Source organism: Desulfosarcina cetonica JCM 12296, from assembly GCF_001311845.1.
In the GTDB taxonomy this organism is placed as follows: Bacteria; Desulfobacterota; Desulfobacteria; order Desulfobacterales; family Desulfosarcinaceae; genus Desulfosarcina; species Desulfosarcina cetonica.
The window spans coordinates 49,163-66,371 of the sequence record NZ_BBCC01000013.1; the positions used below are offsets into that span (position 1 = coordinate 49,163).

Annotated in this window: 18 protein-coding genes and 2 pseudogenes; 14 read left to right on the forward strand and 6 right to left on the reverse strand. The window is 51.4% G+C overall.

Annotated features, from left to right (window positions below; all coding sequences use genetic code 11):
- Window positions 1-79: 79 nt before the first annotated feature.
- The 9 genes and pseudogenes from JCM12296_RS35945 to JCM12296_RS04950 all read left to right on the forward strand — a co-directional run bounded on the left by JCM12296_RS35945 (window position 80) and on the right by JCM12296_RS04950 (window position 7,104).
- Entirely contained in the window at window positions 80-880 is an 801-nt protein-coding gene (locus JCM12296_RS35945; RefSeq protein WP_083455844.1) for a 50S ribosomal protein L11 methyltransferase, read from the forward strand.
- Between the two features lie 322 nt (window positions 881-1,202).
- A pseudogene (locus tag JCM12296_RS50175) lies at window positions 1,203-1,364 on the forward strand (biotin/lipoyl-containing protein); the annotation flags it as partial.
- 143 nt (window positions 1,365-1,507) lie between these two features.
- Window positions 1,508-1,639 (forward strand): annotated as a pseudogene (locus JCM12296_RS50180) (E3 binding domain-containing protein); the annotation flags it as partial.
- Window positions 1,640-1,696: 57 nt separating this feature from the next.
- Window positions 1,697-2,443: a 2-oxo acid dehydrogenase subunit E2 gene (locus JCM12296_RS04925; protein WP_246803996.1), complete on the forward strand. Its 747-nt coding sequence runs from the start codon at window positions 1,697-1,699 to the stop codon at window positions 2,441-2,443.
- Window positions 2,444-2,491: 48 nt separating this feature from the next.
- The gene (locus JCM12296_RS47050; RefSeq protein WP_218187968.1) at window positions 2,492-2,779 is read left to right on the forward strand and encodes an FAD-dependent oxidoreductase; all 288 of its coding nucleotides are present in this window, start codon (window positions 2,492-2,494) and stop codon (window positions 2,777-2,779) included.
- Entirely contained in the window at window positions 2,764-3,921 is a 1,158-nt protein-coding gene (locus JCM12296_RS47055; protein ID WP_218187969.1) for a dihydrolipoyl dehydrogenase family protein, read from the forward strand. The genes JCM12296_RS47050 and JCM12296_RS47055 overlap by 16 nt, the downstream gene beginning before the upstream one ends.
- A gap of 1,006 nt (window positions 3,922-4,927) precedes the next feature.
- On the forward strand, window positions 4,928-5,974 hold the full coding sequence (locus tag JCM12296_RS04940; protein ID WP_246803997.1) for an alkene reductase: 1,047 nt from the start codon (window positions 4,928-4,930) through the stop codon (window positions 5,972-5,974).
- Between the two features lie 46 nt (window positions 5,975-6,020).
- Entirely contained in the window at window positions 6,021-6,437 is a 417-nt protein-coding gene (locus tag JCM12296_RS04945) for an acyl-CoA thioesterase (protein ID WP_054690615.1), read from the forward strand.
- Window positions 6,438-6,651: 214 nt separating this feature from the next.
- Window positions 6,652-7,104 carry a c-type cytochrome gene (locus tag JCM12296_RS04950; protein ID WP_054690616.1) on the forward strand — a complete coding sequence of 151 codons (453 nt, stop codon included), beginning with the start codon at window positions 6,652-6,654 and terminating at the stop codon, window positions 7,102-7,104.
- A 9-nt stretch (window positions 7,105-7,113) separates the two neighbouring features.
- On the opposite strand, the gene JCM12296_RS04955 is transcribed toward JCM12296_RS04950, so the two are convergent.
- Window positions 7,114-7,791: a cytochrome b/b6 domain-containing protein gene (locus tag JCM12296_RS04955; RefSeq protein WP_054690621.1), complete on the reverse strand. Its 678-nt coding sequence runs from the start codon at window positions 7,789-7,791 to the stop codon at window positions 7,114-7,116.
- A gap of 385 nt (window positions 7,792-8,176) precedes the next feature.
- Between JCM12296_RS04955 and JCM12296_RS04960 the strand changes: the two genes are divergently transcribed.
- Together JCM12296_RS04960 and JCM12296_RS04965 are read left to right on the forward strand one after the other, a co-directional pair.
- Window positions 8,177-10,099: an FAD-dependent oxidoreductase gene (locus JCM12296_RS04960; protein ID WP_054690623.1), complete on the forward strand. Its 1,923-nt coding sequence runs from the start codon at window positions 8,177-8,179 to the stop codon at window positions 10,097-10,099.
- A 115-nt stretch (window positions 10,100-10,214) separates the two neighbouring features.
- The gene (locus JCM12296_RS04965; RefSeq protein ID WP_054690625.1) at window positions 10,215-10,949 is read left to right on the forward strand and encodes an aspartate/glutamate racemase family protein; all 735 of its coding nucleotides are present in this window, start codon (window positions 10,215-10,217) and stop codon (window positions 10,947-10,949) included.
- A gap of 22 nt (window positions 10,950-10,971) precedes the next feature.
- Here the strand turns inward: JCM12296_RS04965 and JCM12296_RS04970 are convergent, their stop codons facing one another.
- The 3 genes from JCM12296_RS04970 to JCM12296_RS04980 form a co-directional block, all read right to left on the reverse strand.
- Window positions 10,972-12,096 (reverse strand): sodium ion-translocating decarboxylase subunit beta, encoded by a 1,125-nt coding sequence (locus tag JCM12296_RS04970; protein WP_054690627.1) that lies wholly within the window; start codon window positions 12,094-12,096, stop codon window positions 10,972-10,974.
- A gap of 18 nt (window positions 12,097-12,114) precedes the next feature.
- Complete coding sequence (locus tag JCM12296_RS04975) at window positions 12,115-12,528, reverse strand: OadG family protein (protein WP_054690629.1); 414 nt, start codon at window positions 12,526-12,528, stop codon at window positions 12,115-12,117.
- Between the two features lie 533 nt (window positions 12,529-13,061).
- A complete protein-coding gene (locus tag JCM12296_RS04980; RefSeq protein ID WP_054690630.1) occupies window positions 13,062-13,361 on the reverse strand; it encodes an AF1514 family protein in 300 nt (99 codons plus the stop codon).
- Window positions 13,362-13,460: 99 nt separating this feature from the next.
- Between JCM12296_RS04980 and JCM12296_RS04985 the strand changes: the two genes are divergently transcribed.
- Both JCM12296_RS04985 and JCM12296_RS04990 read left to right on the forward strand, forming a co-directional pair.
- Window positions 13,461-14,285, forward strand: coding sequence for an NYN domain-containing protein (locus tag JCM12296_RS04985; protein WP_054690632.1), 825 nt, complete (start codon window positions 13,461-13,463; stop codon window positions 14,283-14,285).
- 132 nt (window positions 14,286-14,417) lie between these two features.
- Window positions 14,418-14,870 (forward strand): PaaI family thioesterase, encoded by a 453-nt coding sequence (locus tag JCM12296_RS04990; protein ID WP_246803998.1) that lies wholly within the window; start codon window positions 14,418-14,420, stop codon window positions 14,868-14,870.
- Between the two features lie 32 nt (window positions 14,871-14,902).
- On the opposite strand, the gene JCM12296_RS04995 is transcribed toward JCM12296_RS04990, so the two are convergent.
- Window positions 14,903-15,826: a ketopantoate reductase family protein gene (locus tag JCM12296_RS04995; protein WP_054690634.1), complete on the reverse strand. Its 924-nt coding sequence runs from the start codon at window positions 15,824-15,826 to the stop codon at window positions 14,903-14,905.
- A gap of 235 nt (window positions 15,827-16,061) precedes the next feature.
- On the opposite strand from JCM12296_RS04995, the gene JCM12296_RS05000 reads away from it, so the two are divergent.
- Window positions 16,062-16,277: a hypothetical protein gene (locus JCM12296_RS05000; RefSeq protein ID WP_054690635.1), complete on the forward strand. Its 216-nt coding sequence runs from the start codon at window positions 16,062-16,064 to the stop codon at window positions 16,275-16,277.
- A 77-nt stretch (window positions 16,278-16,354) separates the two neighbouring features.
- On the opposite strand, the gene JCM12296_RS05005 is transcribed toward JCM12296_RS05000, so the two are convergent.
- Window positions 16,355-17,209, reverse strand: an 855-nt coding sequence (locus tag JCM12296_RS05005; RefSeq protein WP_218187970.1) for an amidase, incomplete at its 5' end; no start/stop codon positions are given.

The window sequence follows — 17,209 nt, forward strand, 5'->3', positions numbered from 1 at the left end:
GACGAAGGATGAAGCTTAACGCCGATATCGGGTTTTTTACGATATCGTCTAATAATAAGGAAGGAAATATCTTCGGGTGATGACTCAATCATTAGAATTAATACGGTATATTGCTTTAGCAAACCACAAAGTTGATTTTAATGAGTTAAAAAAAATATTTAATTGTAACCATCCTTCGGGAGTTAAAAAATTAAAATCGGTAATAAAAAAATTAATTAACGATGGAATTCTTACTTATTCATCTCAGTATGGCCGTTCAAATATAGAAGTATCATATGACCGGCCAACCCTGGTTTCTCAGAATATTGTTTTAAAACCATCTAATTCAAACTATTTTTCTGAAAAATACCATGTTGTTTCTTTATATAGAGGTAGTTCATTTGGAGTGGGAGATCATCCAACGACACGCTTATGTATTAAATTAATGGATAAATATTTTTATTCAGAAAAAATAATTTTAAAAAGAAATAAAATTAATTGTTTGGATATTGGAACAGGATCGGGTGTGCTGGCTATAATTGCAGCTAAGATAGGGGCAAAATCGGTGGTCGCTTTAGATAACGACCCCTGTTCTCTTTTTGATGCTAAAAAAAATATTTGTATTAACAATTTATCTCATAAAATTATTGTTAGTGATACAAGTATCAGTAAGTTAACAGGTTCTTATGATCTTATTTTGGCGAATCTTCGGACCCCTACTCTTTTAGAAATCAGCAAAAAGATACAACATATAATTAACATGCATTGTGATATAATCTTATCTGGAATTAAAGAAGGGGAGAGTAAATTTGTTATCAATCAATATGAAAAAGCAGGTTTTTCTTTGGTAGAAGAAATTACAGAAAATGGATGGATGGCATTATGGATTCTTAGAGCCTGATTATTGAAAGATAATAGGTTGATCAACTTGTGGTATTGATTCATGTCTAATCGTTTAAAAATGAGGCTGTATGTGATTCGTTTTTATCATTCCGTTTTAATTGAATTTTAATCCAATAATTTGGAATTGCGAAACCTTTATCTATTTTTCTGTCAATATAATTCTAATCCTTTTCAACCTCTTCCAATTAGTTGTCAAGCTTTCCCTATCTGTTGACAGCCGGGTGTCTGTATCCCAATATATCTATACCGAAGTGATAGCGGTTTATTTATTTTCTGTATCTCGATAGATTCCGACTTTTCTAATTGAAGGAGAAACCATGATGGATGTCATCAAGGTTCCAGAAATCGGTGAGAATGTCGAAGCTGGGGTGGTTGTGGTGGTTCATATTAAGGTCGGGGATATAATCGCAGTGGACGATACGGTTATCGAACTGGAGACTGATAAGGCCCTGGTTGAGATTCCATCGCCGATTGCCGGCCGGGTTGTGGACGTGCTTGCCTGCCCAGGTGACCGGATGCACGTGGGTGATGTTATCGCTAAGGTGGATAGTGAAACGCTACGCCGACCGTTTCCAAAAACAACGCGATCAATATTGCGACCGAATTATCAAATTTGGAGAAGGCAGTGCCGCCAGAAAGGTCATTGCTGGAGCGCCCTCCGGCGCCAGCTACTCCCTCGATTCGGCGAATCGCCAGGGAACTGGGTGTCGATATCCACTCTGTGTGTGGCTCCGGTCCAGCTGGGCGGATCAGCGAATCTGATGTCAAGACACATGTGCATCAGCGCATGCCAGAGGCAGGGAGAGAAGCCAGTATGGCCATTTCGGGTGTGGTGGCAAGTCTACCTGATTTTAGCCGCTGGGGTGAAGTGGATATTGAGGAAATGAAAACCGTTCGACGGCTGACGGCCCAAAGTACCATGACGGGTTGGAAATCCATACCCCATGTCACTCAGTTTGATGAAGCCGATATTAGCGGTGTGATGGCGTTTATTGAAAAAAACACTCGACAGGCGGAGAAAATCGGTGTCCGCTTGACGTTGACAGCCATTTTGGTCCGTATTTGTGCGGAAGCGCTCAGACGTTTTCCACGGTTTAACGCCAGTGTTGATGTGGTCAATAACCGCATTATCCTTAAAAAATACATTCATATTGGGATAGCTGCGGACACCCCCCGGGGTCTTCTTATTCCAGTGGTTCGTGATGCAAATTGTAAAAGCATTATTGAATTAGCCAGAACCATCGCGGATTTGGCGACACGTGCGCGTAATAAAAAAATAAAACCCGATGAAATGGAAGGGGGCACTTTTACCATTTCTAACCAGGGGGGTATCGGCGGGGTTGGGTTCACACCCATTGTGCTCTGGCCCCAAGTGGCCGTTTTGGGTATCAGCCGTTCGGCAATTCGCCCAATATATGTTCAGGATCGCTTTGAACCGCGAACCATTCTTCCCTTATCGCTCTCCTATGATCATCGCATCATCGACGGTGCCGATGCAGCACGTTTTCTGCGGTGGATCTGTGATGGATTGGAACAGCCCTTAACCCTTTTTTTGGATTGAACGGTGCGTGGTGTTCGCATCACCAAATGAAGAAAGCGAGAATATTAGATGGATGAAAAGACAACACACGTAGCTGTGATTGGCGCTGGTCCTGGCGGATACGCGGCTGCATTTTTGGCCGCTGACATGGGAATGGCCGTAACCCTTATTGATCCGGCGGAAAATCCGGGAGGCGTTTGCCTTTATCGTGGCTGTATTCCATCCAAGACGTTATTGCATGTTTCCCGGCTAATCAACGATGCGGCAGAAGCCGAAAATTGGGGCGTTTCTTTCGGTAAACCCAAAATTGATATCGACCGCTGCGCCAGTGGAAAGCGGATGTGGTTGCCGGGCTGACCGGTGGTTTGGGGCGTCTGGTGACCCAACGCAAAATTACCTACCTGCGGGCCACAGCGGCTTTTACCGATGCCCATAACCTGATTCTGACCGATGCTGATGGCAACACCAGCACATTGATATTTGATTTTGCCATTCTGGCGACGGGATCTCAGGCAGTCGATTTACCCCTATTCCCGGTGGACAACGTCCATATCTGGAATTCCAAAGACGCCTTGGATCTAAAAACGATTCCAAAAAGCCTGCTGGTGGTGGGTGGTGGCTACATCGGTTTGGAACTGGGCAGTGTTTATGCCACCTTGGGGACTGACGTGACTGTGGTGGAGATGTCACCACATTTGTTGGCCGATGCAGACCGGGATCTGGTGCGTTTCCTGCAGAAAGGATTAAAAGATCGCTTCAAAGCGATTTTAATGGATACTACAGTGGCAGCGGTCAAGCCTCAGAAGAATGGCGTTAAAGTGACTTTTCAAACTAAAAACGTAGAGAAAACGAGTACACAACTCTTTCAGCGTATTTTGGTAGCCGTGGGACGCCGGCCCCAAACGACTGGCTTGGGCCTTGATGTGGTAGGTGTTGATGTAGACGATAAAGGTTTTGTTCGGATAAACGCCCAGTGTCGGACATCGGTTGAAACGATTTTTGCTATCGGCGACGTGGCCGGTCAACCGATGTTAGCCCACAAAGCTTCTTATGAGGCACGGATTGCTGTTGAGAGCATTGCCGGGAAGAATGTGGCTTTTGATCCAGTAGCCATCCCGGCGGTGGTTTTTACTGATCCGGAAGTGGCCTGGGCTGGGTTGACCGAGAGTAACGCCAAGGAAAAAGGTATTACCGTGGAGGTCACGCGCTTTCCCTGGGCCGCTTCGGGACGGGCGGTCACTCTGGGCCGCAATGACGGCATCACTAAATTAATTATCGAACCGGACACTGAACGGCTTCTGGGCGTAGGTATCGTTGGGCCAGGAGCCGGGGAGATGATTGCCGAGGCGACGTTGGCTCTGGAAATGGGGGCCAACGCCACCGATGTAGGGTTGACCATTCATCCCCATCCGACACTTTCAGAGACGTTTAAAGAGGCCGCTGATATTTTTCATGGCACGGCGACTCACTACTACCGCCCGAAGAAGAAAAAGAAATAAAAAATAACTATTTAAAAATAAATACAATTTTTTTAATCCTAAATAAAAACGGTAGTCAAATACGTGGTTTGTTTTAATTTTTTGCTTTATTAAAACATTCATATTGTGTATACATTGTAGCTATATCTACTTGAAAATATTTTTTCCTGATAGTTCGTTTGGGACAGTCTTTTCCATATCAACAGAGTAAGGATACCTTTTTAAGTCGGCAGGATTGTTTTTATTTTTGAAAGAAATGACGACCGATATACAATAGATGTTTTAACTGAATTTAATTCATCAAAACATGTTTACGCATAAAAAAGAAAGGAGCTCGGCTATGCAACCAACGGCAATCGTATCGCCTAAAGAATTCCGGAGAAACCCTGACGGTTCCTGGACCTGTATCAAGAACTCGGATATTAAGAGCACTTACGGCATCTATCGCGTATCCCCGGGGATGACGTTCAAGAAAAAACAGTCAATATGGGGTATTGACGTTGTTGAGCTGCTTGACCAGACGAACGCCAACTAACAATTGGATAACTATCTGATATCGGGAATCATTTCCGCTGTTCTGTCATGTTGCGTCTTAAAAGGTGGGGTCGGGTGGTGAATTGTTCTGCGGCGTCCAAGCCGTTCATCACCCCTCCCTTGCTTTGTACGGCTCCTTGCAGCCAACCCGTCTATTTACCCGCTTACCCGCCGGGCTATGCTATTTTGAACAAATGAGTTAAGGCCACCCAACACCGCTTTTCGTCATTAAATATAGTGGGTTGCTCGTGGATGATCACTTCAGGAAACCCCATGTTCACTAATCTTCTGACGTCAGGGTCGGAAAAATCTGAAAAGGGTGGCATAGCACCAAATTGGCACTATCTTATTGGGCATTCAGAATCTTGGTAGCTCCGGCAATCGGTATTTAACAGTCGATTGATACGGACAATGTGTCTAAATTTGGAAAAGTGCAGTGGGATGCCAATTATCGTGTATTGGTTTCGGGTTTTGTGCTGCCAAAGGAGTTTCTATGATAACATTATTCGATCCGGTTCAATTGGGCGCGCTTTCTCTTCCTAATCGTATTGTTATGGCACCTATGACTCGCTGCCGCGCCAGCGAAGGACGCGTTCCCAATACCCTCATGGCCCAATATTATGCCCAGCGTGCGGCTGCAGGGTTGATCATCAGTGAAGCCACGTCGGTTGATCCTATGGGAATCGGCTATCCGGATACGCCCGGGATTTGGTCCGAGGCCCAGGTGGCCGGCTGGCAATTGGTTACCGATGCGGTTCACCAGATTGGCGGCCGAATCGTCTTGCAGTTATGGCATGTGGGCCGCATTTCCGATCCCCTTTACCTGGAGGGGAAACGGCCGGTAGCACCCAGTGCCATTGCGGCGAGAGGGCATGTCAGTTTGGTGCGTCCTGAAAAAGCCTATGTCGTTCCTCGTGCATTGGAGATAGACGAAATTCCCGGCATTATCGCCGCCTACCGGCGAGGCGCGGAAAATGCCCAGAAGGCCGGTTTTGACGGTGTTGAGATCCATGGCGCCAACGGCTATTTATTAGACCAGTTCCTGCAGACTTCCACCAACCACCGCACCGATGAATACGGCGGCAGCGTTGAAAACAGAGCCCGACTGCTGCTGGAAGTTACCGATGCAGCGATTGACGTCTGGGGTGCCGGCCGCGTCGGCGTCCATTTGGCGCCCCGCGGGGATGCTCATGACATGGGGGATGATGATCCGGCGGAAACCTTTGGCTATATCGCTAATATGCTGGGGCAACGCAAGATTGCGTTTATTTTCACGCGGGAACACCCGAATGAGCCGATGTTGACGCCATCGTTAAAAAAAGCGTTTGGTGGGATGCTGATCGCCAACGAACAGTTGACCAAGGCGACGGCAACGCAGTTGCTGCAGGATGGAATCGCCGATGCGGTGGCTTTTGGCAAGGCTACATCGCCAATCCGGATCTGGTTTCCCGTTTCCGCGAGGATACCACCCTCAATCCTCTGGATGTGGAGACAATGTACGGGGGCGGCACCAAGGGGTATACGGATTATCCAGCATTGACGGACTTGTGAGTAACCCGATTTCACCTTAATGAATGGAGTTGACGTTGCCTAAATTGACACCCTTTCACTTTTCTTTGGATCTTCCAGTCTTAGAGACAGAGGTTAACGAATATCAGCATGTCGGCTATGAGAAGTATTTTTATTATTTCCATCAGGCCTGTGTCAGCTATTTTGCCATGTTCGGTCACGCGGTGGCGGGAGATAACAACGGCATTGATCTGATCGTCGCCGAGACGCGATGCGCTTACAAACGCGAGCTACGTCTGGGAGATCAAATCAACATAGAATGCCGGGTTGGTGAGATCAAGCCTAAGGCCGTCATCCTGAATTTTCAGATTAATCGAGACGGTAACATCTGTGCAACCGGATCAACGACCTACCTTTTTTTGATTACCAGACAAAAAAGGTGGTCGACGTACCCGACGCGCTGGCGGAACCCATCAACGCGTATGAAGGATTGAAACAATAGATGGGTACGGAAGAATTGGATGGGCGGGGATGCCGTCGGTTTGATGGTTGCTCATACGAATTCTTCATGGTAACTTTTCTTAATTTCTACAGTTCGAGCATCATCTCATCATCTCATTAATGTATTCTTCGGTTCAAAATCAGGTTCAATCCTCGATGAGGGGACTTTTTGTACAGACAACCATCAAGAATATGAAAGGAGTTGTGATGCGAAAACGTTTTATTTATGTAATTTGCTTGACGCTTACCATCGTGGTAGCCGGTATGGCCTATGCTCAGTTTGACAAACCGCAAGATGCCATTAAATACCGACAAGCGGTCATGATTTTGCTGGGGCACCATTTTGGAAAAATTGGTGCGGCGCTGGGGGGTGCTTCCGAAGACAAAACGATTGTACAGGATGCCAGGGTGGTGGCCATGTTGGCACCTTTGCCCTGGGAAGCCTTTTTGGTGCCGGGCACTGACAACGGGGATACCACCATGAGTTCAAAAGTATTCGAAGATACGGGAACCTTCAAATCAGACGCCGCCGCCTTTGAGAAAGAGGCGATAAAACTCGACCAGGTGGCTGCCGGTGGTAAGATGGATGCGCTCAAGGTTCAGTTTGGGGCTGTGGCCAAAACCTGCAAAGCTTGTCACGGTAATTTTCGCAACAGATGAATTTTCTATTCATTTGCCAATCAAATAGACGATGAGCGCTGAAAAGGCCAAGGCCAGTAACGCCACCCCCATGGGTGGCGTTTTTATTTGTGTCTCTTCGAAGTGCATTCCTGATTTGCGGCCGGTGATCATCGGTAGAATCAGATTTTCATGCTTGACCCCGAAATAGAATACCACAGCCAGAACATGCAGACTCACTAAACCAAGGATAATTCCCTGATTGATAAGATGGATATGGGTGAGCTCACCGCTGGTTGCATCACTGACCCAGGCGTAAAGCGGTCCATGGGTGAAGATTTCATCATTGGCGAACAGACCGGTTGTTGCCTGGAGTAGCAGCCCCAGAAGCATGGCCAGGATGGACCATCCGCCCAAGGGATTGTGGCCCAGGTAGGGGTGGGGGCTATTTTTCATCAGGGACCGGCCATATCGCCAAGCAGCCATCGGACTGCGGATAAACTGACTAAAACGGGCCGTTTGGCTGCCGATGATTCCCCAAATCAGCCGAAAGATGAGCAAACCCAGGACGCCAAGGCCGCTGCTGATATGGTAGGTCATGGCATTCCCCCCCAGTTTTGCGGTGACGAAGCACACCGTCACCAGGATCATCAGCAGCCAATGAAAGAAGCGGGTTGGGATATCCCACACTTCGATCCAGTTTTTTTCGGGATCATGGGGTGCCTGCATGATTTTCTCCTTATTAAGATCTGACCGAATTGTAATGTCGTTACCCGGCAAGGCCATTTTTGTTTTCTGTTTCATGGTAGTATAGGCTTGTGACGCTTCATGTACAACCACCAAGAAAAGAAAAGCCAGGCACAAAAAGTAACCAGTGGTCATTTCTGGCCTGATCTGCTCAAAAAACAAGAACGGTTACCGAGACCCGAGAGGCATTGGGGGGTATTTGGCCCCCAATGGTCATGGAAAAAGAAAAAGAAACGGTCTCTTGGATTGACCTCCGAACATTTTTTGTAGTAAGGAAATATCCTTCAAACTTCATTGTTTTCCAGGTAATCAATTTGTTGACGGATTTGAAATCCTTCTGTTTCTGCAAAACGAAAGGTGATGCCTCATGAAAGCGCCAGTGCTCTGCACTTGGGAAGGCTGGTCCGATCAGCTTATCGGGCTCTTGGGAAAAGCGGCTGCCGATTCGAACGGTTCCACTCCATTCAAGGCCATGCTAGGATGGAAAGGCATGGTGGTTTGGGATGAAACGACCGATGCCGTAGACCTTTTGCGGGCGTATCTGGAAAAGGTTGCCCAGGAATCTTGTGGCCAATGCACGCCTTGTCGCGAGGGAACACAGCGGCTTGTTGCGATCATGGATCGCATTTGCGCTGGTGACGGCCAGATGGGCGATCTGGATGAGATCCGCCGGGTAGCGGTGTTCATTTCCGATTCGGCGCGCTGTGATGTGGGACGCTGCCTTGCCCGGCCCACGTTGGAAATCATGGATCGCTATGCGGATCAATTCGTGGCAACGATTCACGAAAAACGGCAGGTTGCCAAACAAGTCTACGAAGCGGCAGTGACTGCCCCATGTATCAGTGCCTGCCCATCCAATGTGGATATCCCGGGTTATGTCGAAGGGATCCGCATGGGAAATTTTGATCAGGCATTGGCCTGTGTGCGAAAGGATTGCCCCATGCCGGGCACCATTGGCCGCGTTTGTGTGCGCCCCTGCGAGGCTAACTGCCGCCGCGGGCGTCTCGACGAACCCATCGCCATCCGTGCCTTGAAACGCTTTTTGGCCGACAACGAGATGCGCACCGGTGCACCGTCGCTTCAGCAGCCGCCGGCAGAATATAAAGCGGAACGGGTCGCGATTGTCGGTGCCGGTCCAGCCGGATTGTCCTGTGCCTATTATCTGGGAACCATGGGCTACCACACCACGATTTTCGAGGCCCAGGAAACGGCTGGCGGTATGGCTACCTACGGGATTCCTTCCTACCGATTGCCGCGCGACATCATGGATTATGAAGTTGCCGATGTGGAGCGTCTCGGCGCTGAAATTCGTTACGGTGTCAATGTTGGCGAAGATATCACCATCGAAGCGCTGGCGAAGGAGGGCTATCGGTCGGTATTCCTGGCTGTGGGTGCTCCGGAATCATCCAAGATGCGTTGCGAAGGAGAAGATGCCGGCTATGAGTGCTTTATGACCGGTATCCATTTTTTGGCCGAAGTCTCTCGCGGCCGTTGCCCGGTGGAAGGTAAGAAGCTGGTGGTCGTCGGCGGGGGTAACGTGGCCATGGACTGCGTGCGTTCGGCCCTGCGCGTCGGTTTCACCGATGTCAACCTTCTCTACCGGCGTACCGAGGCCGAGATGCCGGCCGATCCCCAGGAGATCGAGGAAGCCAAGGAAGAGGGTGTTAAATTTCATTACCTGGTGGCGCCGGTCAGCATTAAGCACACCGATGGCAAGGTTTCCGGACTGGAATGTCAGCGTATGGAGCTGGGCGAACCCGATGCTTCCGGCCGTCGCCGTCCGGTTCCGGTGGAAGGTTCCAATTTTGTGATCGATTGCGATGCCATCATCCCGGCCGTTGGCCAGATCTGCGTGGTGGATTGCGTGCTTCCCGAAGAGGATTCGCTGACCCGCTGGAAAACCCTGATTGTCGATCAAATGACGTTTCAGTCGCGTACGCCGTCCGTTTTCGGCGGTGGCGACTGTATCACCGGTCCGGCAACGCTCATTGCCGCCCTGGCTGCGGGTAAAAAGGCCGCGCGGCACATCGCCCAGTACATCGAACAGGGGCAGTGCCAAGCGACACTGTCGGAGGTCCTCCAGACCCTGGTCAATGGCGGCGGTGTTTTCGAGCCGGACGAGGATTTTGTCTTTGACGGTATCACCCACCGTGCCGATCCGGCGGTCTTGCCGCCGGAAACGCGGATCAACGACTTCAGCGAGGTGGAAGGCGGCCTCAGCCTCAGCCAGGCCGTAAAGGAGGCGGAGCGCTGTCTGCGCTGTTATCGCATCGCCGTGGCTTTAAAATAAAACAAGCCTAAATCATACGGGGCTTGAGGCATTCGTTTGAGCCCCCATCCCGTTTGACTGAAGCCGCCAGTTGCGACGTATCGCCGTAACTGGCGGCTTTTTTTATAGGAGTGTCATGAAAACGATCGGTTTACTGGGCGGCATGAGCTGGGAAAGTACCCTGACCTATTACCGAGTCATCAACGAAGGCGTGAAAAAGCGTCTGGGCGGCCTGCATTCGGCCAAGATCGTGCTTTACAGCGTGGATTTCGACCCCATCGAAAAGCTGCAGCACAGCGGTGACTGGGAGGGAACAGCCAATATTCTCTCGCAGGCGGCCCGGCAGATTGAAACCGGTGGGGCCGATTTTCTGTTGATCTGCACCAACACCATGCACAAGGTGGCCGAGTCTATCGCCGCTGCCGTTACGATCCCCCTGGTGCACGTCGCCGACGCTACAGGCGAAGCCCTCCGCCTGGCAGGCCTTCAACGTGTTGGCCTGCTCGGCACCGCCTTCACCATGGAAGAGGATTTTTACAAGGCGCGGTTGAAGGAGACGTTTGGCATTGATGTCCTGATTCCCGATGAAGATGACCGCCGGATGGTTCACGAGGTCATTTACAAAGAACTCTGCTTGGGGAACATCAATTCAGCATCCAAACAGACTTTTGTGGAGATTGTCGATCGATTGGCAGGCCAGGGCGCCCAGGGGGTGATCTTGGGGTGTACGGAAATAGGCCTGTTGATCAACCAAGGCGACACAATGGTGCCCCTCTACGATACGACCCTTATTCATGCCGGCAAGGCGGTTGACCTGGCGCTTTCCGAAGCGATGGAATCAAAAAGGGAGGCCGTGAGCCTCCCTTTTTGATTAACCGTTTGTCAAAGCTTTATCAAACAAGGAAACTCCACAGAATACCGGCACAAATGGCGGAGCCGATAACACCAGAAGAGTTGCATGCCATGGCATGCATCAGCAAATAGTTTGTGGGATCGGATTTTAGGCCCATCATATGGACCTCTCTTGCGGAGCCGGGAACGGCGGAAACGCCGGAGGCGCCAAGCAGCGGATTGATCTTTTCTTTTGAAAATAAGTTCAGTATTTTTGCGAAGATAAGCCCGGATGCGGTTGCAATACTAAAAGCAATGGCTCCCAAAAAGAAAATTCCAATGGATTTCCCGGTGAGAAATACATCGGCTTGGGTGCTGGCACCGACGGTTACGCCTAAAAAGATTGTCGCGGTGTCGATGATGGCGGTCCTGGCGGTATTCGCGAGACGATCCACGACGCCGCTCACTTTCATGATGTTTCCAAAAAAGAAGGTTCCCAAGAGAGGAATCGACGCCGGTGCGAGAAAACAACACAGGAAAAGGCCGATGACGGGAAAGATCATCAGTTCTTTTTGGGAAACCGGCCGCATGTCCGGCATGTGAATCCGACGTTCGGCCTCGGTTGTCAATAATTTCATGATGGGCGGTTGAATGATGGGAATCAAAGCCATATAGGAGTAGGCTGCGATGGCGATCGGGCCAATCAGGTGAGGTGCCAATTTAGCGGTCAAAAAGATGGATGTTGGGCCGTCCGCGCCGCCGATGATCGCAATGGAACCGGCCTCCTTTGGCAGAAAACCCAGTGCGAGTGCGCTCAGCAGCGTAAAAAAGATTCCCATCTGGGCCGCGGCGCCCAGCAACATGAGCTTTGGACGCGCGAGCAGGGATGTAAAATCCGTCATGGCGCCAAGCCCCAGAAAAACGATCGATGGGTAAACGCCCGTGGTTACCCCGAAGTAAAGATAGTGGAGAACACTGTTGTTTTCATATATCCCAAGACCGAACCCCTTGAAAAAGGGAACATTGCCGACTAGAACCCCAAAGCCAATCGGTAACAGCAATAAGGGTTCGTAGTTTTTCGCGATAGCGAGGTAGAGAAAAAAGCAGCCGATGCCCCACATTAGAAAATGACGGTAGTCAGCAAGATAATAGCCTGTATTGGTGAGAAATTGAATCAATAAATCCATTAGTTGTGTCCTCGATGATTATTCAGATTTGGGTTTCCAACAGAAAAAGCCTTCGCCACAAGAGATAAGCACGCCAGCATCGCGAAATCGATTAATCGAAAAATGAGGGTGCGCTACATTCACTTCCTTGCATCGCCGGTGGAGATCTTCCAAGGTAAATTCATCTCCCAGGCTTTCACTAATCTCCATAAAAATGGTGCAGGCGTCATTCAGATCATCAGGCAATTTGTCTGGAACATTAACCGAGGGAGTAGTATCCTTTTCCGGTGTTTCTTGAGGCACTGGAGCTGCCTTTGGCTCGAATAAACCGGTAAGGTGAGGCACCAATGAAATTAGAGTGGCAAGAATTGCCAAACCTGAAAGAACGATGCAGGCTCCAGTTCCTGCCATGGCCCATCCATTGGCCTGTTGGATTGCCGCTAACCCGTACATGTGATCCTCCTTATAGAATTATAGACAAAAAATGATTCCTATTTGGAGCCCATGCGCAAATAACTTATTTCGGATCAAGCAAAAAAACAGAATAATATTTGTAAATTCAGAACATTATTGTGGCGTTCGACTTTTACAAACACAGTCTGTCAAGCCTGAGCCCAAATCTACCATTTGTGGTTGGGCGCCGTTTTCAATCTTTTCGTTGGATCAACTTACATGACTTTATGAAGAGCCGAGGAAAATTAACGATCACACCATCCGTCAAATGTCAATGATAAAGCAGAAAAAAACAATTGGATGCATGATTTTTTTGTTTTTCAATGGGTTTTGAAATCGTGGGGTTATGCAGGGTTTGGCGTCCAACCAACTATTCCCATTTGCCCTAGCGACCCGCCGAAGGAAAAATGAGAAACGCCGTCTTTCCGATGGCTTCATGAAAAGGCGGCGTTTTAAGGAAGCCGGAACAGTTGGAAACGGGCGCTTAATGCGTCCGAGACGATGCCTAAGGGGGATTATCGGCTTAACACCGATTAGAAGCGAATGTAGAAAAACTCATACTCACCGTCGTTGATGTCGATTTTGAGGTTGTAGCCTCGGGCTTCGGCAAAAACGAGCCAGGGCGGTTGCCCGCTACCACCGCATTCATAATTGGGCCAGAAGGTCCCGGTTTTGTTGCTGTGGTAGGCGAGCATCATGGCATTGCTGTCCATCTTTCGGGCCGTGGTTTTGGCCATGGCGCTGGCCGCGACGATATCCAGGTCCGGGTCGTCGACATGTAGGTTGACAGTATCGAGGGAATATGGGCTGGATGTGGCGTGAAGCTCAACCATCACGATCTCCTTTCATGTTGGCAGTGAACGGAATTGAAGATAAGATGGTTTTGCGCTTTGTAAATCCAATCGCAATGGAACGATTCTGGAAAGGAAACCATGACCAAAAGTTTGGAAACGGCCAACCTGGCCGTATTTTGTGATTTCGAAAATATCGCCCTGGGCGTCCGCGACGCTCGCGATGCCCCGTTCGACATCAATAAAGTGATCGAACGACTGCTGCTCAAGGGCAGTATCGTGGTCAAAAAAGCCTACTGTGACTGGGAGCGCTACAAGGAGTTCAAGGCCGGCATGCATGAAGCGGCCTTCGAACTGATCGAGATTCCCCACGTTCGCCAGTCTGGAAAGAATTCTGCCGATATCCGCATGGTGGTCGACGCCCTGGACCTGTGCTACACAAAATCTCACGTGGATACCTTCGTGATCGTCAGTGGAGATTCGGATTTCTCGCCCCTGGTCAGCAAGCTGCGCGAGAACAACAAGAACGTGATCGGGGTGGGGGTCAAGAATTCCAGCTCGGATCTGTTGATCGCCAACTGTGATGAATTCATCTATTACGATGATTTGGTGCGGAAAAAGAAAAAAGCCAAAAAGCCGGCGCGCAAGCAGCCGCCCAAGGAAGTGAAGACCCCGGCGGCCGACACCAAGAAGGACGATCCGGAATTGCTGGTCCAGGAGGCTCTGGACCTGGTTATGGAAACCCTGGAGGCCCTGGCCGAGGAGCGCGGTTCGGAAGAGAAGATCTGGGGGTCCATGGTCAAGCAGACCCTCAAGCGCCGCCGCCCGGGATTCAACGAATCCTATTACGGGTTCCGCTCATTCAAGCGCCTGCTTGACGAAGCGGCCAGCCGTGGTCTCATGGAATTGGAGCCGGATGAAAAATCCGGCGGCTACATCATCCGCAGTTTCCAGGCCGAGGAGTGAGGCCCCTCATGTTCACCGTCAATCCGTTCCCATGATTCGTCAAGGCCGGGATTGACGATTGCATTTTCAGGAAAGTCTGCTACAACCGCCGGTATGAATGCCAACGACGAAAATGGACCCCACCGGTTCAGCATGCCGGCCTGGATCAGCTGTGCTCCTTACGAGCAGCTGCTGGGCATGGAAATCCTCAAGGCCGAGGACGGGGAAGCGCACCTGCAGATGCCCTTTCGACGATCCCTGGCCCAGGGGGCCGGGCTGATGCACGGCGGCGCACTGGTCAGCTTGGCCGATACCGCCGTGGTCATGGCCATCAAAAGCATCGTGGCCCCGGGCACCCATTTTGCCACGATTTCCCTGGAGAGCCGTTTTCTGCGGCCGGTCAAACAGGGTCTTATCCAGGCTATGGCCAGGGTTTCCGAGCGTCGCGACGCGATTCTGAAGGGACAGTGTGAGATCCTGGACGAAGGGGGACTCGCAGTCATGTCCTTCGGCAGTGTCTTCAAAATCGCCCGGGATGCGATGGTCCGGGATGTCCGCTTCGATGACGTGCCGCTGAGTCAGACCGTCCTGCCGCCCTCCCGCTAAAAAGGGAGGGCTCTCACGATCGATCGTCGGCCTTATGTTCCATAACGGCTTTCGATTGCCTTGATGATGTGCTGTACCAACGCGTTTGCCGGTGTGGGCACCCCCTCGGCCCGACCCATGGCCACCACGCTGCCGGCAAAAATCTCCACCTCGGTCTTGCGCGACGCCTCTACATCCTGCAGCATGGAGGTTTTGCCCTTAGGGCTTACACGGGCAAGCACCGCATCCCACTTGGCCAGATCGTTTTCCGTCAGATCGATGCCTGCCTTGGCGGCTAGGGTGATGACCTCGCGCATCAGGGCATGCATCAACGCCCGCGCATCCGGCGACGACTGAAAGACGCCATAAGGTGCCCGCAGCACGGCCGAGGCCTGGTTGATTCCCACGTTGATCATGAATTTCCACCACATGGCCCGCTGGATGTCCGGCGACACCTCATTATCGATTCCTGCCCGGTTGAAGGCTTCCCGGATGCACCCCAGGTCGGGACCGCCATCACCCGTACCGATGGGCCCGAAGATGATTTTGCCCGGGTTCGCGTAGGCGAAGCGGCCGTTCTGGTTCTGTGCATCGATACCCACGGCAACGGCATTGACCAGTTTGTCCAGGCCACATTCCCGGCCGATGATCGTCTCGCTTTCCAGCCCGTTCATCACCGACAGGATCGCTGTCTGAGGCCCTGCCAGGGCGGCGATATCCTTTACGGCAGCCGCCAGGTGGTGGTGCTTGAGGGCCACCAGCATCAGATCGGCCGGTTCAGGGTTTTGGTCAGGGTGCACCACGGCAACGGGGTATAATTTTCCGTTTACGGATAAGGTCTGGTTTTTCAGGCGCATATAGCGTTCGCCCCGGGCAATGAAGGCCACGGAAAATCCAGGGGCATCGGTGAACATGGCCGCATAGGCCGCGCCCATGGCACCAGCCCCCAGGATACGGACGGTTTTGACGGGTTTCATTGTACAGGCTCCTTTATGGAAAAAAGATTGCCGCTTTTACAATCTGTCAGAAATGTTTCCAAACATTCCGGCTGAATTTCAAACTTTATTAATGATTTCATCTTGTTTCAAGATGGTATTATTTTTGCTACAGTATTTGGGCGCATCCGGCGCGGCATGTTCTTTGATCCGATGCCGTTCATGAAAAACGGGCGTTGCCCATCACCCCTTGCGGAACACACGGAAAGGAGGCTTTATGACACGCTCTCCCTGTCGCGACTGTCCCAACCGGAAAAAAGATAAAAACAAATGTGCGGCAACCTGTCCCCTCCTGAACCGCGTGCAGCGGTTCCAGGCGGCCAGCATGGCTCCGACACTCTTTTCGGCCGTGGATATTGCCGATGAGGGCCGTTACGGATTGGCCACCGTCTTCGAAGGCCGCTCTTCACGGGCCCACCCCATTGCGTATTAATTTTTCGGCGGCTTGGCAAGGCATCCAGTCTCGATGGATTCGTAACACACAATGGAAACTTGCAAAACCGTCTGTTTTCAATCCCCATCCATCGGCCATCGTTCATTCCACGGGAAAGCCCGTTCATAGGCACGGGCCGCTTGCAGAACCTGTTCGTCACGAAGACGCGCGCCGACGATCTGGAGGCCGACGGGCAAGCCATCGGGGGTTAGGCCGGCCGGAACCGATGCGGCCGGATGGCCCGAAAGGTTGAAGGGGTAGGTAAACGCCACCGCGCCCAAAAGCGGGATGGGATGCCCGTCGATCTCGGCCGGCGGCGGCCCGCCGGCGGCAAAGGCCTCGGTGGGCATGGTGGGGGTGAGCAAAAGGTCGAATCCCGCGAAAAGGCTTTCCAGGCGAGCATTCAGATCCGCCCGCATCCGCTGCATGACGGCAATTTCCGCCACGGTCAGGCGCCGGGTGCGATCCACCACGCTCATCAGGGCCTTTCCAATGGCGTCCCGGTAACGGTCCAGGATATCATCATGCTGGGCGCAGATGTCCATGGTGATCAGGGATGTCCATGCGTCCCCCAGATCGGGCAGTTTGTCGGGCCACCGTTCCACTGTGTGCCCCATCGCGGCGAACCGCTGCACGGCTGCCTCGACTCTTTCCATCACCGCCCGCTGGACCCTGGCATAACCCAGATCCGGACTGAAGGCGATGCGCAGGCGCGGCGGCAGATCCTCGATGGTCGCCAGGTATGACTGCGCAGGCGCTGGGAGAGAAAAGGGGTCGGAGGGATGAGCGCCCGCCGTGCAATCCAGATAGAGTGCCGCATCGCGCACGGTGCGGGTCAACGGGCCGGGCACGGTCAAGGCGCTGGTGCTGACAAACCCCGCCGGTCCCAGCGGAATTCTCCCAAAAGACGGTTTGAAGCCGAAGCAGCCCGA

Excerpts from the sequence above, each read along its gene's own strand:
- JCM12296_RS35945 (WP_083455844.1), top strand. The coding sequence starts at position 80 with ATGACTCAATCATTAGAATTAATACGGTATATTGCTTTAGCAAACCAC.
- JCM12296_RS04925 (WP_246803996.1), top strand. The coding sequence starts at position 1,697 with ATGGCCATTTCGGGTGTGGTGGCAAGTCTACCTGATTTTAGCCGCTGG.
- JCM12296_RS47050 (WP_218187968.1), top strand. The coding sequence starts at position 2,492 with ATGGATGAAAAGACAACACACGTAGCTGTGATTGGCGCTGGTCCTGGC.
- JCM12296_RS04940 (WP_246803997.1), top strand. The coding sequence starts at position 4,928 with ATGATAACATTATTCGATCCGGTTCAATTGGGCGCGCTTTCTCTTCCT.
- JCM12296_RS04950 (WP_054690616.1), top strand. The coding sequence starts at position 6,652 with ATGCGAAAACGTTTTATTTATGTAATTTGCTTGACGCTTACCATCGTG.
- JCM12296_RS04955 (WP_054690621.1), bottom strand. The coding sequence starts at position 7,791 with ATGCAGGCACCCCATGATCCCGAAAAAAACTGGATCGAAGTGTGGGAT.
- JCM12296_RS04960 (WP_054690623.1), top strand. The coding sequence starts at position 8,177 with ATGAAAGCGCCAGTGCTCTGCACTTGGGAAGGCTGGTCCGATCAGCTT.
- JCM12296_RS04965 (WP_054690625.1), top strand. The coding sequence starts at position 10,215 with ATGAAAACGATCGGTTTACTGGGCGGCATGAGCTGGGAAAGTACCCTG.
- JCM12296_RS04970 (WP_054690627.1), bottom strand. The coding sequence starts at position 12,096 with ATGGATTTATTGATTCAATTTCTCACCAATACAGGCTATTATCTTGCT.
- JCM12296_RS04975 (WP_054690629.1), bottom strand. The coding sequence starts at position 12,528 with ATGTACGGGTTAGCGGCAATCCAACAGGCCAATGGATGGGCCATGGCA.
- JCM12296_RS04980 (WP_054690630.1), bottom strand. The coding sequence starts at position 13,361 with ATGGTTGAGCTTCACGCCACATCCAGCCCATATTCCCTCGATACTGTC.
- JCM12296_RS04985 (WP_054690632.1), top strand. The coding sequence starts at position 13,461 with ATGACCAAAAGTTTGGAAACGGCCAACCTGGCCGTATTTTGTGATTTC.
- JCM12296_RS04990 (WP_246803998.1), top strand. The coding sequence starts at position 14,418 with ATGCCGGCCTGGATCAGCTGTGCTCCTTACGAGCAGCTGCTGGGCATG.
- JCM12296_RS04995 (WP_054690634.1), bottom strand. The coding sequence starts at position 15,826 with ATGAAACCCGTCAAAACCGTCCGTATCCTGGGGGCTGGTGCCATGGGC.
- JCM12296_RS05000 (WP_054690635.1), top strand. The coding sequence starts at position 16,062 with ATGACACGCTCTCCCTGTCGCGACTGTCCCAACCGGAAAAAAGATAAA.